Origin of the sequence: Agrococcus pavilionensis RW1, assembly GCF_000400485.1 — a bacterium.
GTDB classification, from domain to species: domain Bacteria; phylum Actinomycetota; class Actinomycetes; order Actinomycetales; family Microbacteriaceae; genus Agrococcus; species Agrococcus pavilionensis.
This window is the reverse complement of sequence record NZ_ASHR01000005.1, coordinates 1-23,759: the sequence shown is the minus strand read 5'-3', so window position 1 is coordinate 23,759 and position 23,759 is coordinate 1. Positions and strand designations below refer to the sequence as shown.

The following is a 23,759-nucleotide window of genomic DNA, read 5'->3' as shown; positions in this document are numbered from 1 at the left end:
AATGAAGCGCAGCCTCAGTGTTCGTCGTAGATCGCTGCGCGATCGTGGTGAGCCGACCAGGAGCGGCTTCGAAATGAGCGCGAAGCGCAAGAGGCGCGCGAGAGCGAGCTGCCCTCGCAGATGCGCTTGGGGCACGCTGGTGAAGCCCCCGCGCGACCAGGGCGACGCTGTCACTCGAGTGCTACTCGAGGTTCACCTCGCCTATCTGCAGCCAGAGCACCATGCTGGAGCCCGGTCCGAACAGCTGCGGCGACATCGACCGGCGAGCCTGCACCGCGAACACTCGGCGCTGGCGGGTCGCTCGTTCCGTGGGATGGTGGAGGCATGCCCACGGCATGAGCTCCGATGGCCCAGGAACCGCCGGTTCCAGCCTATGAGCCGGAGACCGGGAGTCTTCGGCGTCGGTGCGAAGACGAGAAGGGAGTGCCGATCATGGCGACGATGAAGCACGACGATGAGCACCAGCATGAGCGAGGAGGTCACGTCGAGGACAAGCATCAGTCCAGCACCGGTGCGAAGGCATACCTCCGCTTCGCCGCCATGATCCTTACCGGCATGGTCATCATGTACGGGGCGATGTACGCCGGCTCCTGGGAGTGGGGCCACGTCCGCTGGAGCGAGAGCCGCCTGTTCATGGCATTGACCATGGGCGGCGCGATGGCGCTCGTCATGCTCGCGTGGATGCTGCGGATGTACAAGAACCCGAAGGGCAACATCGCGGTGATCGCGGTCAGCGTGCTGCTGCTCGGGGGTGGCATCGTCCTCGACCGCACGCAGGCCACGGTCGATGACACTGATTTCATGAGCGCGATGATCCCGCACCACTCCCTTGCCATCACGCGCTCCGAGCGCGCCGGCATCGAAGACGTGCGGGTGTGCGAGCTGGCGGTCGAGATCAGCGAGGCGCAGCGGCGGGAGATCTTCGAGATGGACTGGCTCATCGGAGACATCGAGACCAATGGCGTGGCGAGCACGCAGGAAGAGGCCGAGGCTCGTCCCGTGCCGGCATATGAGGAGCCGGCAGAGCGCCAGTGCGCGAGCTGACTGCAGCATCGACCGCGTGGTTGGCGCAAGGCTCTGCTCCTGCAGCATGCAGGCATTGATGCCGAGTAGGGCGCCGGCGCCCCCGCCCCTTTCAGCAACCGCTTCGAGAAGGATGGGTCTGTGCAGCATCATCGATCACCGAGCCGCCGGCGCGTCGGTGCGGCCGCTGCGCTCTCCGCCGCGATCGTGCTGGCCGCCACTGCGTGCGCCGCCACGGGCGCGACCGCGGCGTCCCTCACGACGGACAACCACATCCATAAGCTCATCCCGAGCGAGGACGGGTTGTCATTGCTCGTCGGCACCCACAACGGACTGTTCACCGTCGACCTCGGTTCCGGTGATGTGGTCGGCCCAATGGGCGAGCACGTCATCGACCTCATGGGCCTGACCCGCGCCAATGGTGAACTGCTCGCCTCCGGCCATCCCGGAGCCTCCGGGCCACAGCATCTGCAGGGGCCGAACCTCGGCTTGATCAGGAGCTCCGACGAGGGCGAGCGCTGGGAGGCCGTGGCGCTCGAGGGCGTGGCTGACTTCCACGCGCTCACGTACGACCGGTTCGCGGGTGCGGTCGTCGGTGCGCACGCGGGTCAGATCCTGATCAGCGACGATATGGGCGTGTCCTGGCGCGAGGGCGCCGCCGAGGAACCCTACGACCTGCTGGCCACCAGCGACGGACTGCTGATGACGAGCATCGCCGGTCTCGGCGTCAGCACCGACATGGGTCAGAGCTTCCAGCCGGTCGAGGGCGCCCCGCCCCTGGTGCTGCTCGCCGGCTCCGAGGACACGGTCATCGGTGTCGACCTCGTCGGCACGCTGTGGCGATCCGGCCCTGCGCAGCGGTGGACGGCCGAGGGCACGACTCCAGAGCAGATCCACGCCCTCACACTCCTGCCCGACGGCGAGGTGATCGTGGCGACCGAGTCCGGACTGCAGCGCACCGGTGACCTCGGCCAGACCTGGCAGTCACTCATCCCGTGAGCGCAGGCCGCGGTGCGGTCGGTGCCTACCGGCCGCCCGCGAGCTGGGTCTTGATGGCGAGGATCTCGGGTGCGGTCGAGAGCCCGACCGCGCCCGTCAGATTGCCCTGCCTGTCACGGAAGGTCGTGATGAGGCTGCCGTCAGGGGACGATGCCGTATCGATGACCGGATCCGGAGCCGCGGCGCCGACACCCATGATCGACAGCCCGTGCACCTGCAAGCTGAAGCCGGATGCCGGGCGATACGGGCCCGGGTCCTCACCTTCACCGAGATCGTGCATGATCGTCCGCGCGGCATGCGCGCCCTGCGCAACTGCGTCGTCCCAGTGGTCGATGCGGCGCAATGTGCCGTCCGGCATCGTGTGCGCCGAGGCCGCGCCGGCCGCGTACGCCCGGGGGATCGTGATCGACCGCAGGCGGTCGTCGACCCTGATGCCCTCGGCGTCGCTGGACGCCCATGACGTATCGGGCACTGTCCCCTGGGCCACGATCACCAGTTCAGAGCGCAGCTCGCTGCCATCGTCGAGCCGCACGCGGGTTCGCGACCCCGACGGCTGCAGGACGATCACGGCACGGCCGAAGTGCGCGGTGACGTGCTCGGCGTGCAGGTCGCTGAGCCGCGTCGCGATCGGGCGCCCGAGCACGCGCGCGAGTGGCACGTCGGATCGCGCCACCAGATGCAGGTCGGCTCCTGCCGTGGCGAAGTAGCTCGCGACCTCCGACCCCACCAGCCCGGCGCCGAGCACCGTCACGGTGCGCCCGGTTGGATCGCCGCCGACGTGGTCGCGTATCCGCATGGCGTCGTCCGCGCTCTGCAGTTGGAAGACGCCTGTCCGTTCGCGGTCGAGGAGCGGTCGTGGCGTGCTTCTCATCGCGAGCAGCAGGGCGCGGTAGGTCGGCGTCCGGCCGTCCTGCAGGCGGACGGCGCACCGATCTGCGTCAACTGCGGCTGCGCGCCCCTGCTCGAGCTCGACACCGAGCGGTGACAGATCCTTGAGCGCAGCCTGTCCCGCGGTGAGCAGGCCGGGCAAGATCCCCTTGTCGACCAGGGTGCGGTTGTATGGCGGATGCGGCTCGCCATGGACGACGTGCACAGAGCCGGCGAAGCCGAGGTCGCGCAACATCACCGCCGCCGAGTGACCGGCGGCCCCGGCTCCAACGATCAGCACGTCAGGCTCGAGTCTCGACATCATGGTCACCCCTTGACCGCACTTCCGACCAGGTATAAGGTTAAGACGAATCAATACCCCCCAGGGGTATCTTGTCAAGCGAGAGGGAAGACACCGTGAGCAGCTCCGAGTTCAAGGTCACCGGCATGACCTGCGGCCACTGCGAGGTCGCGATCCGTGGGGAAGTCGAGCAGGTTGCGGGGGTCGAGAACGTCCAGGTGAGTGCGCAGACCGGCCGGCTGGTGGTCACCGGCTCGCAGTCCATCGACGACGCAGCGATCCTCGCCGCGGTCGACGAGGCCGGCTATGAGGCAGCCCCGCTGCGATGAATGCACCGGCCCGGTTGGGCATGTACGGAGCTGGCCTCGTGCTCGCCTTCGGTGCGACGTTCACCATCGCCGGCGCATTGGCTCCCGATGACGCCGCCGCCAGTTGGTCGCACGGCGACCGGGCCGACCACGGTGATCCATCCTCCGGTATGGCAACACCATCGCAGACGGCGCAGCGAGCAGAGGAGGTGGACGTGACCGGCGTGACCATCGCCCGATCGGGTCTCACCATGGGACCGATCGCAGCGCCTGCGGCGACGGGCGAGACGGGTTCGCTCTCGTTCCAGATCCTCGACCGCGTCGGCGAGCCGCTGACCGAGTTCGAGACCGCTCACGGGAAGGATCTGCATCTGATCACGGTCCGCGCCGATGGCAGCGAGTACCGTCACGTGCATCCGGAGCTCGATCGGACCACAGGGACCTGGTCGCTGCCGTGGAGCTGGGACAGCGCTGGCAGCTATCGGGTATACGCGGACTTCGTCACCGCTGACGAGACCGCCGTCACGCTCTCCCGCATGGTCGACGTCGCGGGCGCCCTCGAGCCGCAGCCTGCGGCCGCCGTCAGCCTGCGCGACACCGTCGACGGCTTCGACGTGGCGGTCACAGGCGAGCTCGTGGCGGGGGGTGCGAGCGACCTGACCGTCGAGGTGACCCGAGATGGTGATCCCGTCACCGACCTCGAACCGTATCTCGGAGCGTTCGGGCATCTGGTGGCGCTTCGCCAGGGCGACCTGGCCTATATGCACGTGCATGCGCACGGCGACGAGCCGCAGCCCGGAGACGTCGCGGGGCCGGAGGTGGCGTTCACCGCAGAGACGCCCACCGCCGGCCGGTATCTGCTGTATCTCGACTTCCAGGTCGATGGACAGGTGCACACCGCGCAGTTCGTGCTCGACGCGATCGCTTCGACGGACACCGCGGTCGCCACGGAGGAACCCGTTGGCACTGATGGTCCGGAAGACACCGACGGCGACGCTGAGCACGACGAGCACTGACTAGGAATCCGTTCCGGATGCGCGCTGCGCCCGGTGCACCGACGAGGAGACGTTCATGACCGACTTGCAGCCGACGGCCGCGGATTCCAGCGTGGAGCTGGAGATCGGCGGGATGACATGCGCGTCCTGCGCGATGCGGATCGAGAAGAAGCTGAACAAGCTCGAGGGTGTCACCGCGACCGTGAACTACGCGACGGAGAAGGCGAAGGTCTCAGCGCCCGCCGACTTCGACCCTGCGGTGCTGATCGCAGAGGTGGAGAAGACCGGCTACACCGCAGCGCTTCCTGCTCCGGTGCAGTCCTCGGCGGCGGAGGATGACATCGAGGCGCCGGATGCGGAGCTCGTGAGCCTGCGGCACCGGCTCATCGGCTCGGTCGTGCTTACCGTTCCGGTGATCGCGATGGCTATGGCCCCGGTGCTGCAGTTCACTTACTGGCAGTGGCTGTCGCTCGCGCTGGCGGCGCCGGTCATCGTGTGGGGAGCATGGCCGTTCCACAAGGCGGCGTGGACGAACCTGCGGCACGGAGCCGCGACGATGGACACGCTCATCTCGATGGGGACGAGCGCCGCACTGCTGTGGTCGGTCTACGCCTTGTTCTTCGGCACCGCGGGCATACCCGGCATGACGCACCCGTTCGAGCTCACCGTCGCACCCAGTGATGGTGCCGCGAATATCTACCTCGAGGTCGGCGCGGGGGTGACGATGTTCATCCTGGCTGGCCGCTACTTCGAGAAGCGCTCGAAGCGGCAGGCCGGCGCCGCGCTGCGCGCGCTGCTCGACCTGGGCGCGAAGGACGTCGCAGTGCTCCGCGATGGCGTCGAGATCCGGATCCCGACCAGGGATCTCGTGGTCGGCGACGAGTTCGTCGTCCGGCCGGGCGAGAAGATCGCCACCGATGGCACCATCATCTCCGGCACATCGGCCGTCGATGCCTCCATGCTGACCGGCGAATCCGTACCCGTCGAGGTCGGGGAGGGCGACACCGTCACGGGAGCCACCGTCAACGCCGGCGGCCGACTCGTCGTGCGCGCGACGCGCGTCGGCTCCGACACGCAGCTGGCCCAGATGGCGAAGCTCGTGGAGGACGCGCAGTCCGGCAAGGCCGAGGTGCAGCGCCTGGCCGACAAGATCTCCGGCATCTTCGTGCCGATCGTGATCGTCATCGCCGTGGGCACACTGGGCGCCTGGCTCGGGGCGGGGTTCCCCGCGGCGGCCGCCTTCACCGCCGCCGTCGCCGTGCTGATCATCGCCTGCCCGTGTGCCCTCGGGCTCGCGACCCCGACCGCGCTGCTGGTCGGGACCGGCCGCGGCGCGCAGATGGGGATCCTCATCAAGGGACCCGAAGTGCTCGAGTCCACGCGCCGCATCGACACCATCGTGCTCGACAAGACCGGCACCGTGACCGCGGGGAAGATGACGCTCACCGATGTGCACACCGCCGCCGGCACCGATCGGAGCGAGCTGCTGCGTCTCGCCGGCGCGCTGGAGGACGCCTCCGAGCATCCGATCGCGCAGGCCATCGCGAAGGCCGCCACGCAGGAGCTCGGCGCACTGTCCACCCCGGAAGGCTTCACGAACATCGAGGGCAAGGGGGTGCAGGGAGTCGTTGACGGGCACGCGGTGATCGTCGGTCGGGCCTCGCTGCTGGCCGACTGGTCCCTGCACTTGTCCGCCGAGCTCACCGAGGCGAAGGTCGCCGCCGAGCAGCAGGGGAAGACCGCGATCGCCGTCGGCTGGGACGGTCGGGCGCGCGGCGTGCTGGTCGTCGCTGACACCGTCAGGCCCACGAGCGCGGCCGCCGTGGCGCAGTTCAAGCGCCTCGGGCTCACGCCGGTGCTGCTCACCGGTGACAACCAGGCGGTCGCCGAGCGGATCGCGGCCGAGGTCGGCATCACCGCCGTGATCGCGGAGGTGCTGCCGCAGGACAAGGTCGACGTCGTCTTGAAGCTGCAGCAAGAGGGCAAGTCCGTCGCGATGGTCGGCGATGGCGTCAATGACGCCGCTGCCCTCGCCCAGGCCGACCTCGGTCTCGCGATGGGCTCCGGTACCGATGCCGCGATCGAAGCATCCGACCTCACGCTCGTCCGCGCCGACCTGCGCAGCGCCGCCGACGCCATCCGGCTCTCCCGGAAGACGCTCGCCACCATCAAGGGCAACCTGTTCTGGGCCTTCGCCTACAACGTCGCCGCGATCCCGCTCGCGGCGCTCGGCCTGCTCAATCCCATGCTCGCCGGCGCGGCGATGGCGTTCTCCAGCGTCTTCGTCGTCGGCAACAGCCTCCGCCTCCGCCGCTTCAAGAGCGAGGCGGTGGACCCCACACCGACAGCCACGACCGAGCCGCAGCCTGCAGCTCGGTCGGCAGCCGTCACCACCCATCACTGAGAGGAACTCCATGTGCAACACCGGTCACGACCACAGCCACGGCAGCCATGACCACGCCGGCGATCACGAGGCTCACAGCCACGGCAGCCATGACCACGCCGGCGACCACGCGGCTCACAGCCACAGCCACAGTGCCGATGCTCACGGGCAGGGCGCCGCGGCCGGTGACATCGCCGAGTGCCCGGTCATGCCCGGCAGCACGATCCTGAAGGGCGACGCCGAGGCCGCTGGCCTCGTCCGCGACCACGACGGCGAGCGCTACTACCTGTGCTGCGCCGCTTGCGGACCGCTCTTCGACGCCGACCCCGCGAAGTACGCCTCCGTAGCCTGACCCGCGTCGTGCCGGACCTGTTGCCAGAGCGGTCCGGCACGGCTTCCTCGAACTCGAGAGGATGCGACCATGACCCACCCGCACGCGCATCAAGGCCACCCGACGGATCCCTCGGAGGGCACCGCGCACCCCCAGCATCAGTCCCATGGTGCGCACGATCGGATGGGTGGGCACGCGTCGGCAGCGACCGACGGTGCTGTGGTCCGCAATGCTCACGGCGACGAGTCGCACGCCGGCCACGGTGGCCACGAGCGGCACAGCGGGCACGAGCAGCACCGCGGCCACGGTGATCACGGCGATCACGGTGATCACGTCGGGCAGTTCCGCCGGCTGTTCTGGATCATGCTCGCCCTCGCGATCCCGACCGTTGCGCTCTCCGGCATGTTCGCCATGGTGCTCGGCTACGAGCTGCCGGACGTCTCGTGGCTCGCGTGGGTCTCCCCGGTGCTCGGCACCGTGATGTACGTGTGGGGCGGCAAGCCCTTCCTGGTCGGAGCCCTGAGCGAGATCCGCGCGCGCAAGCCCGGGATGATGCTGCTGATCGGGCTCGCGATCACGGTCGCGTTCATCGCCTCCTGGGGCGCGAGCCTCGGCGTGCTGGACCACGAGCTCGACTTCTGGTGGGAGCTCGCGCTGCTGATCGTCATCATGCTGCTGGGGCACTGGATCGAGATGCGCTCCCTCGCGCAGACCACTTCCGCGCTCGACTCGCTCGCCGCCCTGCTGCCGGATGAGGCGCACCGGGTCGAGGGCGACAGCGTGGTCGTGGTGTCCCCCTCGGATCTCGTCGTCGGCGACGTCGTCGTGGTCCGCCCGGGCGGCAGCGTGCCGGCCGACGGCAGGATCGTCGACGGCCGGGCCGCCATGGATGAGTCGATGGTCACCGGGGAGTCCCGCAGCGTCACTCGCGCGGTCGGCGATTCCGTCACCGCGGGTACCGTCGCGACGGATTCGGGCATCCGCATCGAGGTGACGGCGACCGGCGACGACACCGCGCTCGCAGGCATCCAGCGACTGGTCACGGAGGCGCAGAACTCCTCCTCGCGCGCCCAGCGCCTCGCGGACACCGCCGCAGGGTGGCTGTTCTGGTTCGCGATCGCGGCCGGCGCGATCACGGCGGTCGTGTGGTCGGCCGTGGGGCTCCCCGACGCGGCGGTGATCCGCACCATCACCGTGCTCGTCATCGCCTGCCCGCACGCGCTCGGCCTCGCGATCCCGCTCGTGGTCTCGATCGCGACGGAGCGCGCAGCGCGCGGCGGGGTGCTCGTGAAGGATCGCCTCTCGCTCGAGAGCATGCGGACGGTCGACACCGTGCTGTTCGACAAGACCGGCACGCTCACGAAGGGCGAGCCGACGGTCGCCGAGGTCGCCGTCGTCGACGGCCACGAAGCGGATCGGGTGCTCGCGCTCGCGGCGGCCGCGGAGGCAGACAGCGAGCACCCGCTCGCGAAGGCCATCGTCCGGGCCGCCGCCGCCAAGAGCCTCGCGGTGCCCCGCAGCAGCGACTTCTCATCCTCCCCGGCCGTCGGCGTGACGGCCAGGATCGACGGGACGACCGTCCGCGTCGGCGGCCCCTACATGCTCGCCGAGGAATCCGCGCAAGAGCTCGGCATCGCCGACGAGTGGCGCACCCAGGGGGCGATCATCCTGCACGTCGTCCAGGACGGCGCGGTCGTCGGTGCGCTGCGCCTCGCCGATGAGATCCGCCAGGAGTCGCGACAGGCGATCGACGCGCTGCATGCGCTCGGCGTCCAGGTCGTCATGATCACGGGCGACGCCGAGGCGGTCGCGCAATCGGTGGCGCAAGAGCTCGGCATCGACCGGGTCTTCGCGGGTGTGCGTCCGGAGGACAAGGCGGCGAAGGTGCAGGAGCTGCAGCGCGAAGGACGGAAGGTCGCGATGGTGGGTGACGGCGTGAACGACGCTCCGGCACTCGCGCAGGCCGATGTCGGACTCGCGATCGGCGCCGGCACCGACGTCGCGATCGCGTCGGCCGGCGTGATCCTCGCCAGCGACGACCCGCGCTCGGTGCTCTCGGTCATCGAGCTGTCGCGCGCCGCATACCGGAAGATGAAGCAGAACCTCTGGTGGGCAGCCGGCTACAACCTCATCTCCGTCCCGCTCGCGGCCGGTGTGCTCGCCCCGATCGGGTTCGTGCTGCCGATGTCGGTGGGTGCGATCCTGATGTCGCTGTCCACGATCGTCGTCGCGCTCAACGCGCAGCTGCTGCGCCGCCTCGACCTGCGGCCCGAGTCCACTGCGCGCGCAGTGCTCCAGCGATGAGCACGACAGAGCGAGAGGCGAACATGAAGGAACCCGGTCAGGGCCTCTCGCAGTGCGACGAGGGAGAGCACGGCTACATCACCGACAAGGATCGATACCTCGCTCGGCTCAGGCGGATCGAGGGGCAGGCTCGAGGCATCCACCGGATGGTCGACGAGGAGCGGTACTGCATCGACATCCTCACGCAGATCTCCGCCCTGACGGGCGCCCTGGAGAACGTCGCCGTGGGGCTGCTCGAGGATCATCTCCGGCACTGCATCGCCGATGCCGCTCGCTCGGGTGGCGACGTGGCCGACGAGAAGATCAGAGAGGCATCGCAGGCCATCCAGCGGCTCGTCCGCTGACCATTGCCCGGCAGGTCGTGTGCAAGGCCCGCAATCGCGGCGACCAGACCATGGGACCACCGGGCGCGGTGCGGTCGCGACTCGGGTGCCCGCCGCATCCGCTTCCATCAACCCGAGAGCGGGCGGATGCGCATGTCGGCGACCGAATGTCCGCCCGCGAAGGCACGGCCGTCGACGGCCGCGCGCCGCATCAAGCCGAGCGGCGCGTGTCGCGAGCGTCCCGCCGGGTGTGCAGCATCGCCTCGACCTCGGCGCAGAGCTGCTGGTGGAGCTCGGCGATCGGGCCGGATCGCGGTCGAGGTCCCAGGTGCTGGAGCTCCTCGAGCAGGCTGCGCAGTCGCACGCCCTCGTCTCCAGCGCCGCCCTCCATGCCGTGCGCGATCGTCATGGAGCCGACCGTAGCGACGGCGGCCCGCTCGCGGTGCGGGTTGCGGGGTCCTTGAGAGACAACGATGTTGCCCTTGAGCGCGCAGCGAGACGGGCGTGACGCGCGGGCCTGCGGCGTGCAGAATGCTTGCATGTCCTTCCAGGCGTACCTCGACGCGATCGAGGACAAGACCGGCCTCACGCCCCGCGAGCTCGTCGAGCTCGCGAAGGAGCGCGGCTTCGACGCCCCCGACGTCAAGGCGGGCCAGATCCTCGAGTGGCTGCAGGCCGATTACGGCCTCGGCCGCGGGCACGGCATGGCGCTCGTGCACGTCATCAAGAAGGGCCCGCAGATCGACGCGAAGCACGTCGGCTCCACCGGCTCGCACCGCGACGAGAGCGACATGCTCTGGCTCGACGGCAAGGCGACGAAGCCCGCGTGATCCCGGCTCCTGCGCTCGACGCGGGTACGATCGAGGGCGGTGCGAGCGCGCCGGGGCCATCCGCCCGAGCGCCCCACCGCATCCGCCCCCATCGACCCGAGAGCGAGCGCATGAGCATCTCCGCGACCGAGCCCACGCCCGCGAAGGCCACCGACGGGGTCGCGTGGGACGCGCAGGTGCTCGAGGGGCAGCCGCGCGCGCACTACATGCAGTCGGATGCGTGGGCGCGCACCCGTGAGGAGAGCCCCTGGAGGGCGCTGCGCGACGTCGTGACGGTGCCGACGATGGGCGGCGGCACGCGCGAGCTGCCGATCCAGCTGTTCGAGCGCTCCGCGCCGCTCGCCGGTCGCATCCTCTTCCTCCCGCGCGTGAGCGGCATCGACGCCGCCGCGGTCGACGCGATCACGGCGCGCGCGAAGGCCTACCCGAAGCGCTGGTTCGGCCTCAAGATGGAGACCTTCCAGACCGAGGATCCCGAGCTCATCGCCGCCTTCGAGCGCAACGGCTGGGTGCGCGCCGCCTCGAGCCAGTACCAGCACGCGGTCGCGGTCGACCTGTCGGGCTCGCTCGACGAGGTCGCCGCGCGCTTCAAGAAGCGCGCCCGCAACAGCTACCGCGCGGCCGAGAACAAGTTCGGCGTCACCGTGCGCAAGACCGAGATGACCGCCGAGAACGAGGCGGAGATGCACCGCCTCATCGGCGAGACGAAGGAGCGCTCGGGCGGCTACTTCCGCCACCCCGAGTACTTCCAGCGCATCTGGGACGTCTACAAGACCGTCGGGCAGGGCCACTTCTACGTCGCCGAGTACGAGGGCGAGGTGCAGTCGATGGCGTTCGTCATCCGCTTCGGCGACACCGCCTGGTACAAGGACGCGGGCTCGATCCGCGAGAACGCGAAGATCTTCGCGCCCTACCTCATGCAGTGGAAGATCATGCAGGACCTCCACGCGCAGGGCGTGACGCTCTACGAGCTCGCGAACATCCCCGACCCGGCGGAGTGGGAGACGAGCGACATCCGCGGGCTCTACACGTTCAAGACCGCGTGGGCGCCCGAGCCCGTCAAGTACATGCCCACCTTCGAGCTGCCGCTGAACGGCCGCTACAAGCTCTGGCACAAGGCGGGCCGCTGGCTGCGCGCCGTCTACACGCGGCGCACGGGCGACGCCTGGTTCTAGGCGGCAGTTCGCGGGTTCCCCGCAGTGTCACCCGGCCGCGGCGGGGCCCCGCGGCTATCGTGACTGCGTGCGCGAAGACGAGATCGAGTTCCAGGGCGACGAGCCCGTCGACGCCGCGACCCTCGAGCGGGCCGTCGAGCCCGCGCCCGGACCCGACCGATCGCTCACGGGCGAGGCGCCCGTCGTCGCGCCCGAGCCCCCGGTGAGCCGTCGCGACGGCGAGTGGGCCGGATGGGCGGATGCGCTCCGGCGCGTGGGCGGGCGGAGCCCGCTGACCGACTTCATCGACACCACCGCGACCCGCATCGAGCTCTCGGCGACGCATCCGGGCGGCCTCGCGCAGTTCATCACCGGCCGCCCGACGGCCCTGTCGAGCCTCATCCGCGACGACCTCGCGCTGCGCGCCGCCCGCTCGGCCGCCGCCGCGATCGCCTCGAAGGGCATCGAGCTCGCCGCCGCCCGCTCGATCGACGCCGTGCACCTCGGCATCGGCATGGCGCGCTTCCCGCACGCCACCGCCGATGGACAGAGCCGGGAGGTCTACGGGCCGGTGCTGCTGCGCCCGCTCATCGTGCGCCGCCGCGGCCGCGACTTCGAGCTGCAGCTGCTCGGCCAGCCCTTCGTCAACCCGCGGCTCGCGAGCATCCTGCGCGGCCACCACGGCGTGCAGCTCGACGAGCGTCGCCTCATCGAGCTCGGCTCGGGCGAGGGCACGTTCACGCCCAACGCCGTGCTCGACGCCGTGCGGCAGGCCGCGGCGCACGTGCCCGGCTTCACGGTCGAGGCGCGACTGCTCGCCTCGACGTTCGCCGACGTCGGCGAGCCGATGGCCGTCGACCTGCAGCAGGCGCCGCACGACGTGCTCGACGCCGTGCGCGGCGACGAGCAGGCGCGCTGGCGCGTGCGCGAGGGCCGCAGCGGCATCGACGAGACCCCGCAGGACCAGCGCGACCCCGAGGTCGACCGGCTCGTGCTCGACGCCGACCACGAGCAGGACGCCGTGATCGCCGAGGCGGCCGCCGGCAACTCGATCGTCGTCGAGGCGCTGCCCGGCACGGGCCTCACGCAGACGGTCGTGAACGTGCTCGCCGCGCTCGTGAGCGACGACAAGCGCGTGCTCGTCGTGAGCCCCCGCCGCGCGACGCTCCGCGACATCGCCGACCGGCTCGCGAGCACGAAGCTCGAGGCGCTCGCCGTCTCGGAGGCGACGCTGCGCCGCGACCTCATCGCCGCGATCCGCCGCATCGAGCAGTCGGGCCGGCCCGAGACGGCCGAGATCGACGAGGCGATGCTGCGCCTGCGGAAGGTGCTGCTCGACTACCGCGCGGCGCTCCGCCGCGTCGACCCGCAGCTGCAGGTGAGCGTGCTCGACGCGCTCAAGGAGCTCTCGCGGCTCGCGATGCTGCCGACGCCGCCCTCGACGCGCGCGCGGCTGAGCGAGCAGGCGACCCGTACGCTCGCGACCGACCGACCCCGCGTCGCCGCCACGATGCGGAAGGCCGCGGCGCTCGGCCAGTTCAAGTACGGGCCGAGCGACACGCCCTGGTACGGGGCGTCCTTCCAGACCTCGAGCGACGCATCCGCGGCCCTCGCCGACGCGCAGGCGCTCGCGGGCACCGACGGCGACGGCGAGCTCGCGGGCCTCATCGCGAACGCCCGCAAGGTCGTCGGCGACACCAAGCTGCGGCCCGCCGCGACGCTCGCCGACCTCGCGATCCAGGTCGCGCTGCTCACCGACGTGCGCGCGACGCTCGACGTCATGACGCCGTCGATCTACGACCGGCCGCTCGGCGAGCTCATCGCCGCGACCGGTCCGCGGCGCGAGGCGATCCAGTCGCTCGGCGCCATGCAACGCCGCCGGCTCAAGAAGCTCGCCGAGGAGTACGTGCGGCCCGGCGCGCACGTGCCCGACCTGCACGACGTGCTCGTCGCCGCGCAGCAGCAGCGGCGACTGTGGGCGAAGTTCGCGCCCGACGGCTCGATCCCGACGGTGCCCGCGGGCCTCGGCGCGCTCGACGCGACGCTCCGCGAGGTCGAGGGCAAGCTCGCCCGCCTCGACGCGGCGCTGAGCCCCGACGTCAAGAGCGTCGACCTGCCGCTGCCCGAGCTCGAGCAGCGCATCGCCGAGCTCGCCGCCCCGAGCGATGCGCTCCAGAACATCACCGAGCGCGCCGAGCTCATGACGGGCATCGAGCGGCTCGGCCTCGACGCGCTGCTCGCCGACTTCGCCGACCGGCACGTCGCCGACGACCAGGTCGAGCACGAGCTCGACCTCGCGTGGTGGCAGTCGGCGCTGCAGTCGATGATCGCCAAGGAGCGCGCGCTCCTGCGCGGCAACACCGACGTGCTGCGCCGGCTCGAGCAGGACTTCGCGCTCGTCGACGAGGCGCACGTCGACGCCTCGAGCGCCCGGCTCGCGCACCAGATCGCGCGCGCGTGGCGGCTCGCGGTCGACGACCACCCGGACGAGGCGGATGCGCTGCGTCGCCTCATCAAGGCGGGCCCGGTCGACGCCGACGAGCTGCAGCGGCTCGCCCCGCACCTCACCCGCTCGGTCGCGCCCGTGTGGCTCTCCTCGCCCTACGACCTGCACCGGGTGCCCAAGCGCATCCCCTTCGACGCCGTCGTCATCGCAGACGCGGGCGCGATCACGATCGCCGAGGCGGCGGGCGCGATCAGCCGCGCGCGCCAGGTGATCGCGGTCGGCGACTCGGTGACGCAGACGCCCGCGCCCTTCGACGTCGGCATCTCGACGCTCGGCGTGCGGCCGAGCGAGGAGCTCGCGTCGCCCGACGAGCTGCACGCCGAGTCGGCGCTCTCGCGGCTCGGCGCGGTGCTGCCGATGCTGCGCCTCACGCGCTCGTACCGCACCGGCGGCGCCGACCTCGTGACGGCGGTGAACGAGCGCTTCTACGAGGGCCGCATCGAGGCGCTGCCGTGGGCGGGCGCCTACCTCGGGCACCGCTCGCTCACCACCTCGATCGTGCACGGCGCGCACGGCCTGCCAGAGCAGGGCGCGGCGACGGTCGAGAGCCCCGACGGCGAGGTCGACCGCGTCGTGCAGCTCGTCACGCAGCACGCGCGCTCGCGGCCGCAGGAGTCGCTCATGGTCGTCACCGCCAACGAGCGGCACGCGGTGCGCGTGCAGCAGGCCGTCATGGCGGCGCTCGCGGGATCGAGCCAGCTGACCGACTTCGTCGTCGCCGACCGCGACGAGCCGTTCGTCATCGTCGACATCACGCACGCCGCCGCGCTCAGCCGCGACCGGGTGATCTTCTCGGTCGGCTACGGTCACACGAAGCACGGCCGCAACGTCGACTTCGGCACGCTCGGCCAGCCCGGCGGCGAGCGGCTGCTCGCCGTCGCGATGACGCGCGCGCGGAAGGCGCTGCAGATCGTCACCGCATTTGACGCCGCCGAGCTCGACCCCGAGCGGCTCGAGCACGGCGCGGCGATGCTGCGCGAGATCCTGCTCGACGCGGCCGCCGAGGCGCCGCGGAAGGCGTTCTTCGGCGGCGACCCGCTCATGATCGACCTCGCGACGCGGCTGCGCCGGCGGGGCCTCCGCGCCGACGTCTCCTACGACGGCCAGCTGCCGCTCGTGGTCGCGAACGGCGGCGTATGCGCGGCGATCGAGGCCGACCACGACGACGGCGACCGCACGCTGCGCGAGGCGCTGCGCCTGCGCCCCGAGATCCTCCGCCGCTTCGGCTGGCACACGATGCGCGTGCACGCCTTCGAGCTCTTCACCGACCCCGAGGGCGTCGCCGACCGCATCGCCGAGCTCGTCGGGGCGGATGCGTCGCGGTCGTGACCGCCGACGCACCGGCCGCTGACGGCCGGGAGCTGGACGCCGAGCCGGCGGAGCGCGCCGAGGCGACGCCCGCGGCCCCCGCCGAGCGCGCGGAGCCCGCGCGCCTGGTCATCCGCAAGCGCGGCCGGCGCGTGACGACCGAGCCGGTGCCGGGCTGGACGGGGGAGCCGGAGCCCGAGCGGCAGCAGTCCTCGAGGGAGAACGACGCGCGGCTCAAGGGCGACGTCCCCCCGCACTGGGGCTGACGCATCCGGGGACGACGCAGGGCGGCCCCGTCGGGGACCGCCCTGGTCGACTCGCCGGGTCAGGTGCGCGGCGGGCCCGCCTGCTGCGCGCGCAGCAGCTCGCGGATGTCCTGCAGCACCTCGACGTCGGTCTCGGCCGGCTCGTCGGGCTGGATGCCGCGACGGCGGTCCATCCGCTCCTTGAGCTTCGCCATCGGGAAGATGAGCACGAAGTAGACGACCGCGGCGATGATGAGGAAGTTGATCATCGCGGCGAGCAGCAGGCCGATCCGGAACGGTCCGACCGTCGCGTCCGAGAGCGCGTCGGCGTCGAAGGCCATCGCGAGCAGCGGGTTGATGATCGCCTCGGTGAAGGCGGTGACGATGCCCGTGAACGCCGTGCCGATCACGACCGCGGTCGCGAGCTCGACGACGTTGCCGCGCAGCAGGAACTTCTTGAAGCCGTCGAGCATCGTCAGGCCGCCGTGCTCGAGCTGCCGGTCGCGGCCGGCGCCGCGCTCTTCGCGGGAGTGCTCGACTCCTTCGCGCCCGAGCCCTTCGACGCATCCGCGCCCTTGCTGCTCGACGCGGCGCTCGAGCTCGAGCCCGTCGAGCGCGAGTCGGTGCGGTAGAAGCCGGGGCCGTTGAAGGTCACGCCGATCGAGCCGTACTGCTTCCGCAGCGCGCCGCCGCACCGCTCGCAGACGGTGAGGGCGGGCTCGTCGAAGCTCTGGCGTGCGTCGAAGGCGTGGCCGCAAGCGGCACAGGCGTAGGCGTAGACGGGCAAGGCTCAGCTCCTCGAAGTCGTGTAGATCCCGGACTGCGTGACCACGCCGTCGACGGGCTGGTCGTACGCCGCGTGGGGAACGCTGTCGAAGAGCTCCTCGTCGTGCACGACCGCATAGACCGGTGGACATTCTGCCATGGCGGCGATGGTCTTGTCGAAGAATCCGCGCCCGCCGCCGAGCCGCGAGCCGTCGCGGCCGACCGCGGTCGCGGGGATGAGCATGAGGTCGATCGACTCGACCGCCGTCGGCGGGAGCGACTCCGCGGTCGGCTCGGGCATGCCGAGGGTCGCCTCGACCGTCTCGGTGCCGTCGTGCTCGGCCCAGTCGAGCAGCCCGTCGGCGCGGATGACCGGCAGCAGCACGCGCACGCCCGCGCTCGCCGCCCACTCCAGGAAGGCCCGCGTGTCGGGCTCTTGCGGCAGCGACAGGTAGGCGGAGATCGTGCGGGCGCCGAGCTGCTCCGTGAGTCGCTGCAGGTTGGCCGTCAGGCCGCCGGAGCGCTCGGCGGCGAAGTCATCGCCGCGCTCGGCCCGCTCGGTGCGGAGCCGGCGGCGCAGCGCGCGCTTTGCGTCCTCGACGGCGGTCTCGTCATCGTGCTCGCTCATGCCGGTGAATCTAGCGCGGGATGCTTCCGGGCCCGATCCGGGTTGCACCCGGCATGGACTACGGCCACGAGATCGAGTTCGGCGTCTTCATCACGCCGACGAACGCCCCCGCCGAGCAGCCCGTGCGGCTCGCGCAGCTCGCGGAGCGGCTCGGCTACGACCTCGCGACCTTCCAGGACCACCCCTACCAGCCGGCGTTCCTCGACACGTGGACCCTGCTGTCGTACCTCGGTGCCGCGACCGAGCGCATCCGCCTCGCCCCGAACGTCGCGAACCTGCCGCTGCGGCAGCCGGCGGTGCTCGCCCGCAGCGCCGCGAGCCTCGACCTGCTCACCGGCGGTCGCTTCGAGCTCGGCCTGGGCTCCGGCGGCTTCTGGGACGCGATCGCCGCGATGGGCGGCGAGAGGCTCACGCCCGGGCAGGGCGTCGACGCGCTCGCGGAGGCGATCGCGATCATCCGCGGCATCTGGGACACGACCGAGCGCGGCGGGCTGCGCCTCGACGGCGAGCACCACCGCGTCGCGGGCGCGAAGCGCGGGCCGCGGCCCGCGCACCGGCTGCCGATCCACATCGGCGCCTACAAGCCGCGGATGCTGCGCCTCACGGGCCGGCTCGGCGATGGCTGGCTGCCGAGCCTCGGCTACCTGCAGCCGGGCGACCTCGCGCGCGGCAACGCGGCGATCGATGCGGCGGCCGAGAAGGCGGGCCGCGATCTGCGCGAGGTCAAGCGGCTGCTCAACATCGGGGGCGCGTTCCGCGACGTGGCCGGCGGCCCGCTGCAGGGCCCGCCCTCGCAGTGGGAGCGCGAGCTCACCGAGCTCGCGCTCGAGGACGGCATGAGCACCTTCATCGTCATGGCCGACGACCCGGCGCTCATGCAGCGATTCATCGAGGAGGTCGCGCCCGCGGTGCGCGCGGCGGTCGCCGCCGAGCGCGGCGAGCGCGGCACCGAGCCGGCCGGCTCGCTCCCGGCGGCGGCGCTGCGGCTGCGCTCCGAGGCGCTCGACTACGCGTCGATCCCCGCGAGCCTCACGGCGACGGCGGTCGAGCCGGGCTCGTGGGAGTACCCCGAGCTGCAGAACACCTACCTCCGCGGCGGCGCGCCAGGCGTCGTGCTGCGCCCGACGAGCGCCGCGCAGGTCGGGGAGGCCCTTGCCTGGGCGCGCGAGCAGGGCGCGGGCGAGCGCGTGCCGCTCAGCATCCGCTCGGCCGGGCACGGCATCTCGGGCCGCTCGACGAACGACGGCGGCATCGTGATCGAGCTGAGCGCGCTCGACCGCATCGACGTCGTGGATGCGTCGCGTCGCCTCGTGCGCATCGGCGCTGGCGCGACGTGGGGCCGGGTCGCGACGGTGCTCGACGAGCACGGCTGGGCGATCTCCTCGGGCGACTACCGCGGCGTCGGGGTCGGCGGGCTCGCGACCGCGGGCGGCGTCGGCTTCCTCGGCCGCGAGCACGGCCTCACGATCGACCACATCGAGGCGGTCGAGGTCGTGCTCGCCGACGGCAGCCTCGTGCGCGCGAGCCGCGACGAGCGCCCCGAGCTCTACTGGGGGATGCGCGGCGCGGGCGGGAACCTCGGCGTCGCGGTCGCCTTCGAGATGGTCGCGCGGCCGGTCGGCGAGATCGGCTTCGCGCAGCTCGCCTTCGACGCGAGCGAGACGGCCGACTTCCTCGAGCGCTTCGGCGCGGTGACGGAGGCGAGCGACCGGATCGTGACGCCGTTCCTGCTGCTCGGCGGTGACCGGCCCCGGCAGCCGCGCATCGCGCAGGCGATGATCGCGGTCGACGCATCCGACCCCGAGTCGATCGTCGGCCACCTGCAGGCCTTCGCCGCGATCGCGCCGCTCGTCGGCCAGCAGGTCGTGCGGTCGAGCTACGCGGGCGTCATCGACAACGCCCCCGGCGGCGCGCACCGGGGGCAGGGCGAGCCGACGACACGCTCGGTGCTCATCGGCTCGATCACGCCGGAGGTCGCGCGGGCGCTCGCGCGCTTCCTCGACGCCGGCGCGCACTACTTCTTCCAGATCCGCGCGATGGGCGGCGCGATCGCCGACGTGCCGGCGGATGCCACGGCGTTCGCGCACCGCGACGCGAAGTTCTCGGTCATCGCGTTCGGGGCGGATCGCACGCGCCTCGACGCCGCATGGGACACGCTCGTCGCACCCCACGCAACCGGGCTCTACCTCTCGTTCGAGACGGATCAGCGCCCGGGACGGCTCGAGGATGCGTTCCCGCCGGCGACGCTCGCGCGCTTGCGGGCGCTGAAGGCCGAGGTCGACCCCGACAACCTCTTCCGCGACAACTTCAACATCGCTCCCGCCCCTTCGCTCATCGAGTAGGCCCGCCCCGACCCGCTCATCGACTAGGCCCGCCCCCACCCGCTCATCGAGTAGGCCCGCGGCGCCGTATCGAGATGCGTGCGTCTAGGCTCGGTCTCGTGTTCGACAGCGCGCCCCGCCTCTCGCATGGGCCCGTGACCGTGCGGGGCATCCGGATGCGCGACGCCAAGGCGCTCGAGGCCGAGCTCATCGCGAACCGCCCGTGGCTCGAGCGCTGGGAGGCGACGCTGCCGGGCTCGCGGCCGAGCGGCCGCTTCGACACGAAGTCGTCGATCCGCTCGCTGCTCGAGTCCGACCGCGAGGGCACGGGGCTCGCCTTCGCGATCGAGGTCGACGGCGAGTTCGCGGGGCAGCTCAACGTCGCGAACATCTCGGGCGGCGCGCTGTCCTCCTCGACCCTGGGCTACTGGATCGCGCGCCGGTTCGCCGGCCGCGGTGCGACGACGATCGCGGTCGCGCTCGTCACCGACCACCTCATGCTCGGCCTCGGCCTGCACCGGGTCGAGGTGTGCATCCGGCCCGAGAACCTCGCGAGCCTGCGCGTGGTCGAGAAGCTCGGCTTCCGCTACGAGGGCTGCCGCCGCCGCTACATCCACATCGACGGCGACTGGCGCGACCACCTGTGCTTCGCGCTCGTGCGGGAGGAGCTGCCCGAGCCCGTGCTGCAGCGCTTCCTGGCCGGCCGCGTGCCGCCGTTCGACCGCTCGGTCTACCCGGTCGAGGTCGGCGGCGACCCGCGCGCCGACCGCTCGGCGTAGTTCCTCGCGCGACTCGTCGCGAACCGCCGCGCCGCCTGCCCGGCCTTGCCGTCGCGGAAAGATACCGTGCTGGCCATGCCAGAGTTCGCAGGTCTCGGGACGTCGCTCGTCCTCATCGTCGCCGTCGTGCTCTGGGTCGCATACCTCGTGCCCGTGTGGACGCGGAAGCGCGAGTACCTCGCGACCGAGCGCAACGCCATCCGGCTGCAGCAGACGCTCCGCATCATGGCGGAGTCGCAGGAGGCGCCCGAGGAGGTGCGGCTCGAGGTCGACGCCCGCACGGTCGCGGTGCAGCAGAAGGCCGTCGCCAAGGAGCAGCGGCTCAAGCAGGCGCTCGAGCACGCGAAGGCCGTCGCTCGCGCGCGCGAGCTCGACGAGCAGATCAAGGCGGTCGAGCGCGAGGTGCGCGCGGCCGTGAAGTCGTCGATGTCGCGCACGCAGCGCTTGCGCCGCACGCGCCTCGCGTGCTTCGCGCTCGTGCTCGTCGCGCTGCTGGGCGTCGTCGCCGGTGCGCTCGTGCCCGCGATGCAGGTGCTCGTCGCGGTCGGCGCCGCCGTCGCGGTGCTCGGCGTCGTGGGGCTCGTGGCGGTCAACGCGTCGGCGCAGCGGATGCGTCGGGTCGCGGCGTCGACGGCGCCCCAGGTGCGCACGCTCGTCGAGGCGCGGAAGGTCGCCGCCGAGGCTGTCGCGGAAGAGGAGCGGGTGGCTGAGCAGGTCGTGGCGCGCCAGTCGGGCCGCATCGGGATGCTTGCGACGGCCGAGGTGCTCGAGTCGCGCTCGTGGTCGCCGCAGCCGGTGCCCGAGCAGCGCGCGCGCGTCGAGTACAAGGCGAGCGACGACCTGCTGCAGCGCGCCCGCGAGCAGCTCAACGCCGACCGCCGTGCCCTCTCGGGACCGGTCGCGCGCGTGACGCGGCTCGAGCCGAGCTTCGACGAGATCGTCACGGGCGAGATCGCCCAGGCACCGACCGAGACGGAGCGCCGGCTCGCGCCGACGCAGCCCGCGCTGCCCATCCGCGAGCTGCCCGTGCGGGAGGCGGTCGCGCAGGCCGAGGCGCTCGAGGTCGTGCGCGCCGAGGAGCCGCTCGAGACGCAGCAGGACGAGCACCCCATCCGTCGCGAGCAGCCCGCGCGTCGGGCGCCCGCGACGAGCGGCTCGCGCTTCGCCTCGATGGGCCTCGTCGACGACGACCTCGCGGACGTCGACGTGCACGCGGCGTTCGCGCGCCGCGTGGGCTGAGCCCCGGGGTCCGTCGGCTCAGGCCTGCACAAGCTGCACACGCGCGGCGTCGGGCCGGCGCGTCGCGACGTGGCGCGGCACCGTCGACGAGATCAGCAGCCCCGCGAGCAGCAGCACGAGCGCGGTGAGCGAGCCCGTCCAGGGCGGCTCGCCCGCCGATGCCGTCCGGAGCCCCAGGAGCGTCGCCTCGACCGCGGGGTTCGCGGCGACGGCGAGCAGCACGAGCACGGGCACCGCGGCGATCGTCCCGGCGGTCCAGTGCGTCGCGACCGCCCGGAAGGCGGCGTAGAGCGCCACGACGAGCGCGAGCGGCCACAGCGACCCGATCCAGCCGGTGGGGCCGGCATCGCTGATCGCCGCGCACGCGGCGGCGGGCTCGCCCGTCGCGGGCAGCCCGAGACCGGCGCACGGCTGCCACGTCAGGAAGACGATCGCGGCGAGCGCGAGCCCGCTCACGATGGCGACGGTGCTGGTGACGAAGGGGATCGCTCGGTCCATGACCATATGCAACAGCGTTCGGTAACACTGATCGACAACCGCGTGCTCAGCGTTTCCCGAGGGCGCGCCGCGGCGGTCGCGGCTCGATTTCGCCGAGCGGCCCCGCGTCCTATACGCTGTTCCAGTCCGGGCCCGTGGCGCAGTTGGTAGCGCGTCTCGTTCGCAATGAGAAGGTCGGGGGTTCGATTCCCCCCGGGTCCACCGCACGCACAAGGCTCGAACCCTTGCCAACAGGAACGTTGGTCGAGGTTCGGGTCTTGTGTGCGTCTGCCCAGGTCAGCGCGTTGGCGTTGACCTGCGGATCGAGGAGCATCTCGAAGGGCAGGTTGTGCTCGACGCGCAGCTCGTTGTCTTCGTCGATGTAGATCTTGGTGAAGAACGCCTGGTTGCACAGCCGCCGGTTGGTGTCATCGCAGCGGGTGTAGATGTCGGCGCAGTTGGCGAGCAGGCCGAGGGCGTCGTAGAGGTGGCCGCGGGCGTCGGCGTAGTCGCCGAAGTGAGCGTCGATGCGACGGGTCACCTGGTCGAGTTCAGCGACGATGCGGTCCTGCTCTCGCTTGAGCACTGAGAGCGGGATCGCGTCTGCATAGTGCGCCTGCATGAGCCGGTCTTGCTCGCCTTCGAGCCGGTCGCGGTTGGTGGTGAGGCGTTCCAGTTCCTCGATATCGGCGGCCATGAGCCGGTCGAACTCGTGGTGGAGCATGCCCGCGAGCGCGTCCTGCTGGGCGGGCGTGATCTGGACGCGGCTGTAGTAGTCCTCGACGAGCTCCTCGACATCCTCGATGAGCATCGCCTGGCGCGTGCAGTCGGTGCGTTTGGAGTGCCGCCCGGAGCACACGAAGTAGCAGTAGACGCTGCCGTGGCGGTTCTTTGCGTTCGAGACGATGAGCCGGGAGCCGCACTGCCCGCAATGGATGGTGCCTTTGAGATAGTGGCCGTGAACTTGGGTTGCTTCGACGGCGCACTGGTGCGCGGTGAGCACGGACTGCACCTGGTACCAGACCTCGGCAGGCACGAGCGCCGGGTGAACCGTCCCCGGTTTGATGCCGGTTCCTTTCGAGTCTGGAAGGAAGATAGTCATCATGCCGAAGCAGATCCCGGAGGAGACGAAGCAGCGAGCGATCCGGCTCGTGCTCGACCATCTCGATGAGTACCCGAACCTGACGACCGCGTGCGAGACGGTCTCGAAACGGCTCGGCTTCGGGGCCGAGTCGCTGCGCCGATGGGTGCGGCAGGCTCAGATCGACGCCGGCGAACGGCAGGGCGCCTCGACGAGCGAGTCGGAGCGGGTGCGGCGGCTTGAGCGGGAGAACCGTGAGCTGCGTGAGGCGAACGCGATCCTGCGCGACGCGGCGGTTTTCTTCGCCGGGGAACTCGACCCCCGACGCCGCTGATCGTCGGCTTCATCGACGAGCAGCGGGCCAAGGGCCGCGCGGTCGAGTCGGTCTGCCAGGTCCTGCGGGAGCAGGGCGTGGAGGTCGCCGCGCGAACCTACCGGGCGTGGAAGCGCGCCCAGCCCAGCAACCGCGCTGTGGATGACGCGGTGATCATCGACGCGCTGCTGGCGACCGTCGGCACGCCGGAGGGCATGTACGGGCGGCGGAAGATGACCACGCATCTGCGACGTGCCGGCCACGACGTGTCCCAGCGGC

At 71.5% G+C, this 23,759-nt stretch carries 23 protein-coding genes, 1 tRNA gene and 2 pseudogenes; 19 read left to right on the top strand and 7 right to left on the bottom strand.

Annotation, left to right across the window (positions count from 1 at the left end; all coding sequences use genetic code 11):
- Positions 1-432 precede the first annotated feature (432 nt).
- Both L332_RS17395 and L332_RS17390 read left to right on the top strand, forming a co-directional pair.
- On the top strand, positions 433-1,044 hold the full coding sequence (locus tag L332_RS17395; RefSeq protein ID WP_041203756.1) for a DUF305 domain-containing protein: 612 nt from the start codon (positions 433-435) through the stop codon (positions 1,042-1,044).
- 120 nt (positions 1,045-1,164) lie between these two features.
- A complete protein-coding gene (locus L332_RS17390; RefSeq protein WP_021009508.1) occupies positions 1,165-2,022 on the top strand; it encodes a WD40/YVTN/BNR-like repeat-containing protein in 858 nt (285 codons plus the stop codon).
- A 25-nt stretch (positions 2,023-2,047) separates the two neighbouring features.
- On the opposite strand, the gene L332_RS17385 is transcribed toward L332_RS17390, so the two are convergent.
- Positions 2,048-3,214 carry an FAD-dependent oxidoreductase gene (locus L332_RS17385; protein WP_021064851.1) on the bottom strand — a complete coding sequence of 389 codons (1,167 nt, stop codon included), beginning with the start codon at positions 3,212-3,214 and terminating at the stop codon, positions 2,048-2,050.
- Between the two features lie 92 nt (positions 3,215-3,306).
- Between L332_RS17385 and L332_RS17380 the strand changes: the two genes are divergently transcribed.
- From L332_RS17380 to L332_RS17355, 6 genes are all read left to right on the top strand, one after another.
- Positions 3,307-3,519 carry a heavy-metal-associated domain-containing protein gene (locus L332_RS17380; RefSeq protein ID WP_021009506.1) on the top strand — a complete coding sequence of 71 codons (213 nt, stop codon included), beginning with the start codon at positions 3,307-3,309 and terminating at the stop codon, positions 3,517-3,519.
- Positions 3,516-4,514 carry a hypothetical protein gene (locus tag L332_RS17375; RefSeq protein WP_021009505.1) on the top strand — a complete coding sequence of 333 codons (999 nt, stop codon included), beginning with the start codon at positions 3,516-3,518 and terminating at the stop codon, positions 4,512-4,514. Before L332_RS17380 ends, L332_RS17375 begins: the two co-directional genes overlap by 4 nt.
- 55 nt (positions 4,515-4,569) lie before the next feature.
- Positions 4,570-6,897: a heavy metal translocating P-type ATPase gene (locus L332_RS17370; RefSeq protein ID WP_021009504.1), complete on the top strand. Its 2,328-nt coding sequence runs from the start codon at positions 4,570-4,572 to the stop codon at positions 6,895-6,897.
- A 10-nt stretch (positions 6,898-6,907) separates the two neighbouring features.
- Complete coding sequence (locus L332_RS30925; RefSeq protein ID WP_021009503.1) at positions 6,908-7,228, top strand: hypothetical protein; 321 nt, start codon at positions 6,908-6,910, stop codon at positions 7,226-7,228.
- Between the two features lie 69 nt (positions 7,229-7,297).
- Positions 7,298-9,511 carry a heavy metal translocating P-type ATPase gene (locus L332_RS17360; protein WP_021009502.1) on the top strand — a complete coding sequence of 738 codons (2,214 nt, stop codon included), beginning with the start codon at positions 7,298-7,300 and terminating at the stop codon, positions 9,509-9,511.
- Positions 9,512-9,534: 23 nt separating this feature from the next.
- Positions 9,535-9,855: a metal-sensitive transcriptional regulator gene (locus tag L332_RS17355; RefSeq protein ID WP_021009501.1), complete on the top strand. Its 321-nt coding sequence runs from the start codon at positions 9,535-9,537 to the stop codon at positions 9,853-9,855.
- A 190-nt stretch (positions 9,856-10,045) separates the two neighbouring features.
- On the opposite strand, the gene L332_RS17350 is transcribed toward L332_RS17355, so the two are convergent.
- On the bottom strand, positions 10,046-10,243 hold the full coding sequence (locus L332_RS17350) for a hypothetical protein (protein ID WP_021009500.1): 198 nt from the start codon (positions 10,241-10,243) through the stop codon (positions 10,046-10,048).
- Positions 10,244-10,373: 130 nt separating this feature from the next.
- Here L332_RS17350 and L332_RS17345 point away from each other — a divergent pair, with 130 nt between their 5' ends.
- From L332_RS17345 to L332_RS17330, 4 genes are all read left to right on the top strand, one after another.
- Positions 10,374-10,664 (top strand): DUF4287 domain-containing protein, encoded by a 291-nt coding sequence (locus tag L332_RS17345; RefSeq protein WP_021009499.1) that lies wholly within the window; start codon positions 10,374-10,376, stop codon positions 10,662-10,664.
- A gap of 110 nt (positions 10,665-10,774) precedes the next feature.
- Positions 10,775-11,839, top strand: a complete 1,065-nt coding sequence (locus L332_RS17340; protein ID WP_144060978.1) for a lipid II:glycine glycyltransferase FemX — start codon at positions 10,775-10,777, stop codon at positions 11,837-11,839.
- Positions 11,840-11,906: 67 nt separating this feature from the next.
- Positions 11,907-15,653: an ATPase AAA gene (locus tag L332_RS17335; RefSeq protein WP_021009497.1), complete on the top strand. Its 3,747-nt coding sequence runs from the start codon at positions 11,907-11,909 to the stop codon at positions 15,651-15,653.
- Positions 15,650-15,898: a hypothetical protein gene (locus L332_RS17330; protein WP_021009496.1), complete on the top strand. Its 249-nt coding sequence runs from the start codon at positions 15,650-15,652 to the stop codon at positions 15,896-15,898. Before L332_RS17335 ends, L332_RS17330 begins: the two co-directional genes overlap by 4 nt.
- Positions 15,899-15,957: 59 nt before the next feature.
- On the opposite strand, the gene mscL is transcribed toward L332_RS17330, so the two are convergent.
- From mscL to L332_RS17315, 3 genes are read right to left on the bottom strand one after another with little or no spacing between them, the layout of a single operon-like run.
- Positions 15,958-16,350 (bottom strand): large conductance mechanosensitive channel protein MscL, encoded by a 393-nt coding sequence (mscL, locus tag L332_RS17325; protein ID WP_021009495.1) that lies wholly within the window; start codon positions 16,348-16,350, stop codon positions 15,958-15,960.
- A gap of 2 nt (positions 16,351-16,352) precedes the next feature.
- On the bottom strand, positions 16,353-16,664 hold the full coding sequence (locus tag L332_RS17320; protein WP_021009494.1) for an FmdB family zinc ribbon protein: 312 nt from the start codon (positions 16,662-16,664) through the stop codon (positions 16,353-16,355).
- A gap of 3 nt (positions 16,665-16,667) precedes the next feature.
- Positions 16,668-17,270: a 5-formyltetrahydrofolate cyclo-ligase gene (locus tag L332_RS17315; RefSeq protein ID WP_021009493.1), complete on the bottom strand. Its 603-nt coding sequence runs from the start codon at positions 17,268-17,270 to the stop codon at positions 16,668-16,670.
- A gap of 53 nt (positions 17,271-17,323) precedes the next feature.
- Here L332_RS17315 and L332_RS17310 point away from each other — a divergent pair, with 53 nt between their 5' ends.
- From L332_RS17310 to L332_RS29200, 3 genes are all read left to right on the top strand, one after another.
- On the top strand, positions 17,324-19,612 hold the full coding sequence (locus tag L332_RS17310) for an LLM class flavin-dependent oxidoreductase (RefSeq protein WP_021009492.1): 2,289 nt from the start codon (positions 17,324-17,326) through the stop codon (positions 19,610-19,612).
- Positions 19,613-19,686: 74 nt separating this feature from the next.
- Entirely contained in the window at positions 19,687-20,370 is a 684-nt protein-coding gene (locus tag L332_RS17305) for a GNAT family N-acetyltransferase (protein WP_052588575.1), read from the top strand.
- A 75-nt stretch (positions 20,371-20,445) separates the two neighbouring features.
- Positions 20,446-21,609: a hypothetical protein gene (locus L332_RS29200; RefSeq protein ID WP_021064848.1), complete on the top strand. Its 1,164-nt coding sequence runs from the start codon at positions 20,446-20,448 to the stop codon at positions 21,607-21,609.
- Between the two features lie 18 nt (positions 21,610-21,627).
- Here the strand turns inward: L332_RS29200 and L332_RS17300 are convergent, their stop codons facing one another.
- Positions 21,628-22,107: a hypothetical protein gene (locus tag L332_RS17300; RefSeq protein WP_021064847.1), complete on the bottom strand. Its 480-nt coding sequence runs from the start codon at positions 22,105-22,107 to the stop codon at positions 21,628-21,630.
- Between the two features lie 128 nt (positions 22,108-22,235).
- On the opposite strand from L332_RS17300, the gene L332_RS17295 reads away from it, so the two are divergent.
- Together L332_RS17295 and L332_RS30645 are read left to right on the top strand one after the other, a co-directional pair.
- Positions 22,236-22,308: transfer RNA gene (locus L332_RS17295), tRNA-Ala, on the top strand.
- Positions 22,309-22,435: 127 nt separating this feature from the next.
- A complete protein-coding gene (locus tag L332_RS30645; RefSeq protein WP_211220872.1) occupies positions 22,436-22,675 on the top strand; it encodes a hypothetical protein in 240 nt (79 codons plus the stop codon).
- A gap of 240 nt (positions 22,676-22,915) precedes the next feature.
- On the opposite strand, the pseudogene L332_RS30640 reads toward L332_RS30645, so the two are convergent.
- A pseudogene (locus L332_RS30640) lies at positions 22,916-23,188 on the bottom strand (zinc ribbon domain-containing protein); the annotation flags it as partial.
- 1 nt (position 23,189) lies between these two features.
- Here L332_RS30640 and L332_RS17285 point away from each other — a divergent pair.
- Both L332_RS17285 and L332_RS29985 read left to right on the top strand, forming a co-directional pair.
- On the top strand, positions 23,190-23,501 hold the full coding sequence (locus L332_RS17285; RefSeq protein WP_021009488.1) for a transposase: 312 nt from the start codon (positions 23,190-23,192) through the stop codon (positions 23,499-23,501).
- A gap of 77 nt (positions 23,502-23,578) precedes the next feature.
- Positions 23,579-23,759: pseudogene (locus L332_RS29985) on the top strand (IS3-like element ISPfr13 family transposase); the annotation flags it as partial.

Excerpts from the sequence above, each read along its gene's own strand:
- L332_RS17375 (WP_021009505.1), top strand. The coding sequence starts at position 3,516 with ATGAATGCACCGGCCCGGTTGGGCATGTACGGAGCTGGCCTCGTGCTC.
- L332_RS17355 (WP_021009501.1), top strand. The coding sequence starts at position 9,535 with ATGAAGGAACCCGGTCAGGGCCTCTCGCAGTGCGACGAGGGAGAGCAC.
- L332_RS17340 (WP_144060978.1), top strand. The coding sequence starts at position 10,775 with ATGAGCATCTCCGCGACCGAGCCCACGCCCGCGAAGGCCACCGACGGG.
- L332_RS17300 (WP_021064847.1), bottom strand. The coding sequence starts at position 22,107 with ATGGACCGAGCGATCCCCTTCGTCACCAGCACCGTCGCCATCGTGAGC.
- L332_RS17370 (WP_021009504.1), top strand. The coding sequence starts at position 4,570 with ATGACCGACTTGCAGCCGACGGCCGCGGATTCCAGCGTGGAGCTGGAG.
- L332_RS30925 (WP_021009503.1), top strand. The coding sequence starts at position 6,908 with ATGTGCAACACCGGTCACGACCACAGCCACGGCAGCCATGACCACGCC.
- L332_RS17315 (WP_021009493.1), bottom strand. The coding sequence starts at position 17,270 with ATGAGCGAGCACGATGACGAGACCGCCGTCGAGGACGCAAAGCGCGCG.
- L332_RS17285 (WP_021009488.1), top strand. The coding sequence starts at position 23,190 with ATGCCGAAGCAGATCCCGGAGGAGACGAAGCAGCGAGCGATCCGGCTC.
- L332_RS17395 (WP_041203756.1), top strand. The coding sequence starts at position 433 with ATGGCGACGATGAAGCACGACGATGAGCACCAGCATGAGCGAGGAGGT.
- L332_RS17305 (WP_052588575.1), top strand. The coding sequence starts at position 19,687 with ATGCGTGCGTCTAGGCTCGGTCTCGTGTTCGACAGCGCGCCCCGCCTC.
- L332_RS17360 (WP_021009502.1), top strand. The coding sequence starts at position 7,298 with ATGACCCACCCGCACGCGCATCAAGGCCACCCGACGGATCCCTCGGAG.
- L332_RS29200 (WP_021064848.1), top strand. The coding sequence starts at position 20,446 with ATGCCAGAGTTCGCAGGTCTCGGGACGTCGCTCGTCCTCATCGTCGCC.
- L332_RS17385 (WP_021064851.1), bottom strand. The coding sequence starts at position 3,214 with ATGATGTCGAGACTCGAGCCTGACGTGCTGATCGTTGGAGCCGGGGCC.
- L332_RS17310 (WP_021009492.1), top strand. The coding sequence starts at position 17,324 with ATGGACTACGGCCACGAGATCGAGTTCGGCGTCTTCATCACGCCGACG.
- L332_RS17350 (WP_021009500.1), bottom strand. The coding sequence starts at position 10,243 with ATGACGATCGCGCACGGCATGGAGGGCGGCGCTGGAGACGAGGGCGTG.
- mscL (WP_021009495.1), bottom strand. The coding sequence starts at position 16,350 with ATGCTCGACGGCTTCAAGAAGTTCCTGCTGCGCGGCAACGTCGTCGAG.
- L332_RS17345 (WP_021009499.1), top strand. The coding sequence starts at position 10,374 with ATGTCCTTCCAGGCGTACCTCGACGCGATCGAGGACAAGACCGGCCTC.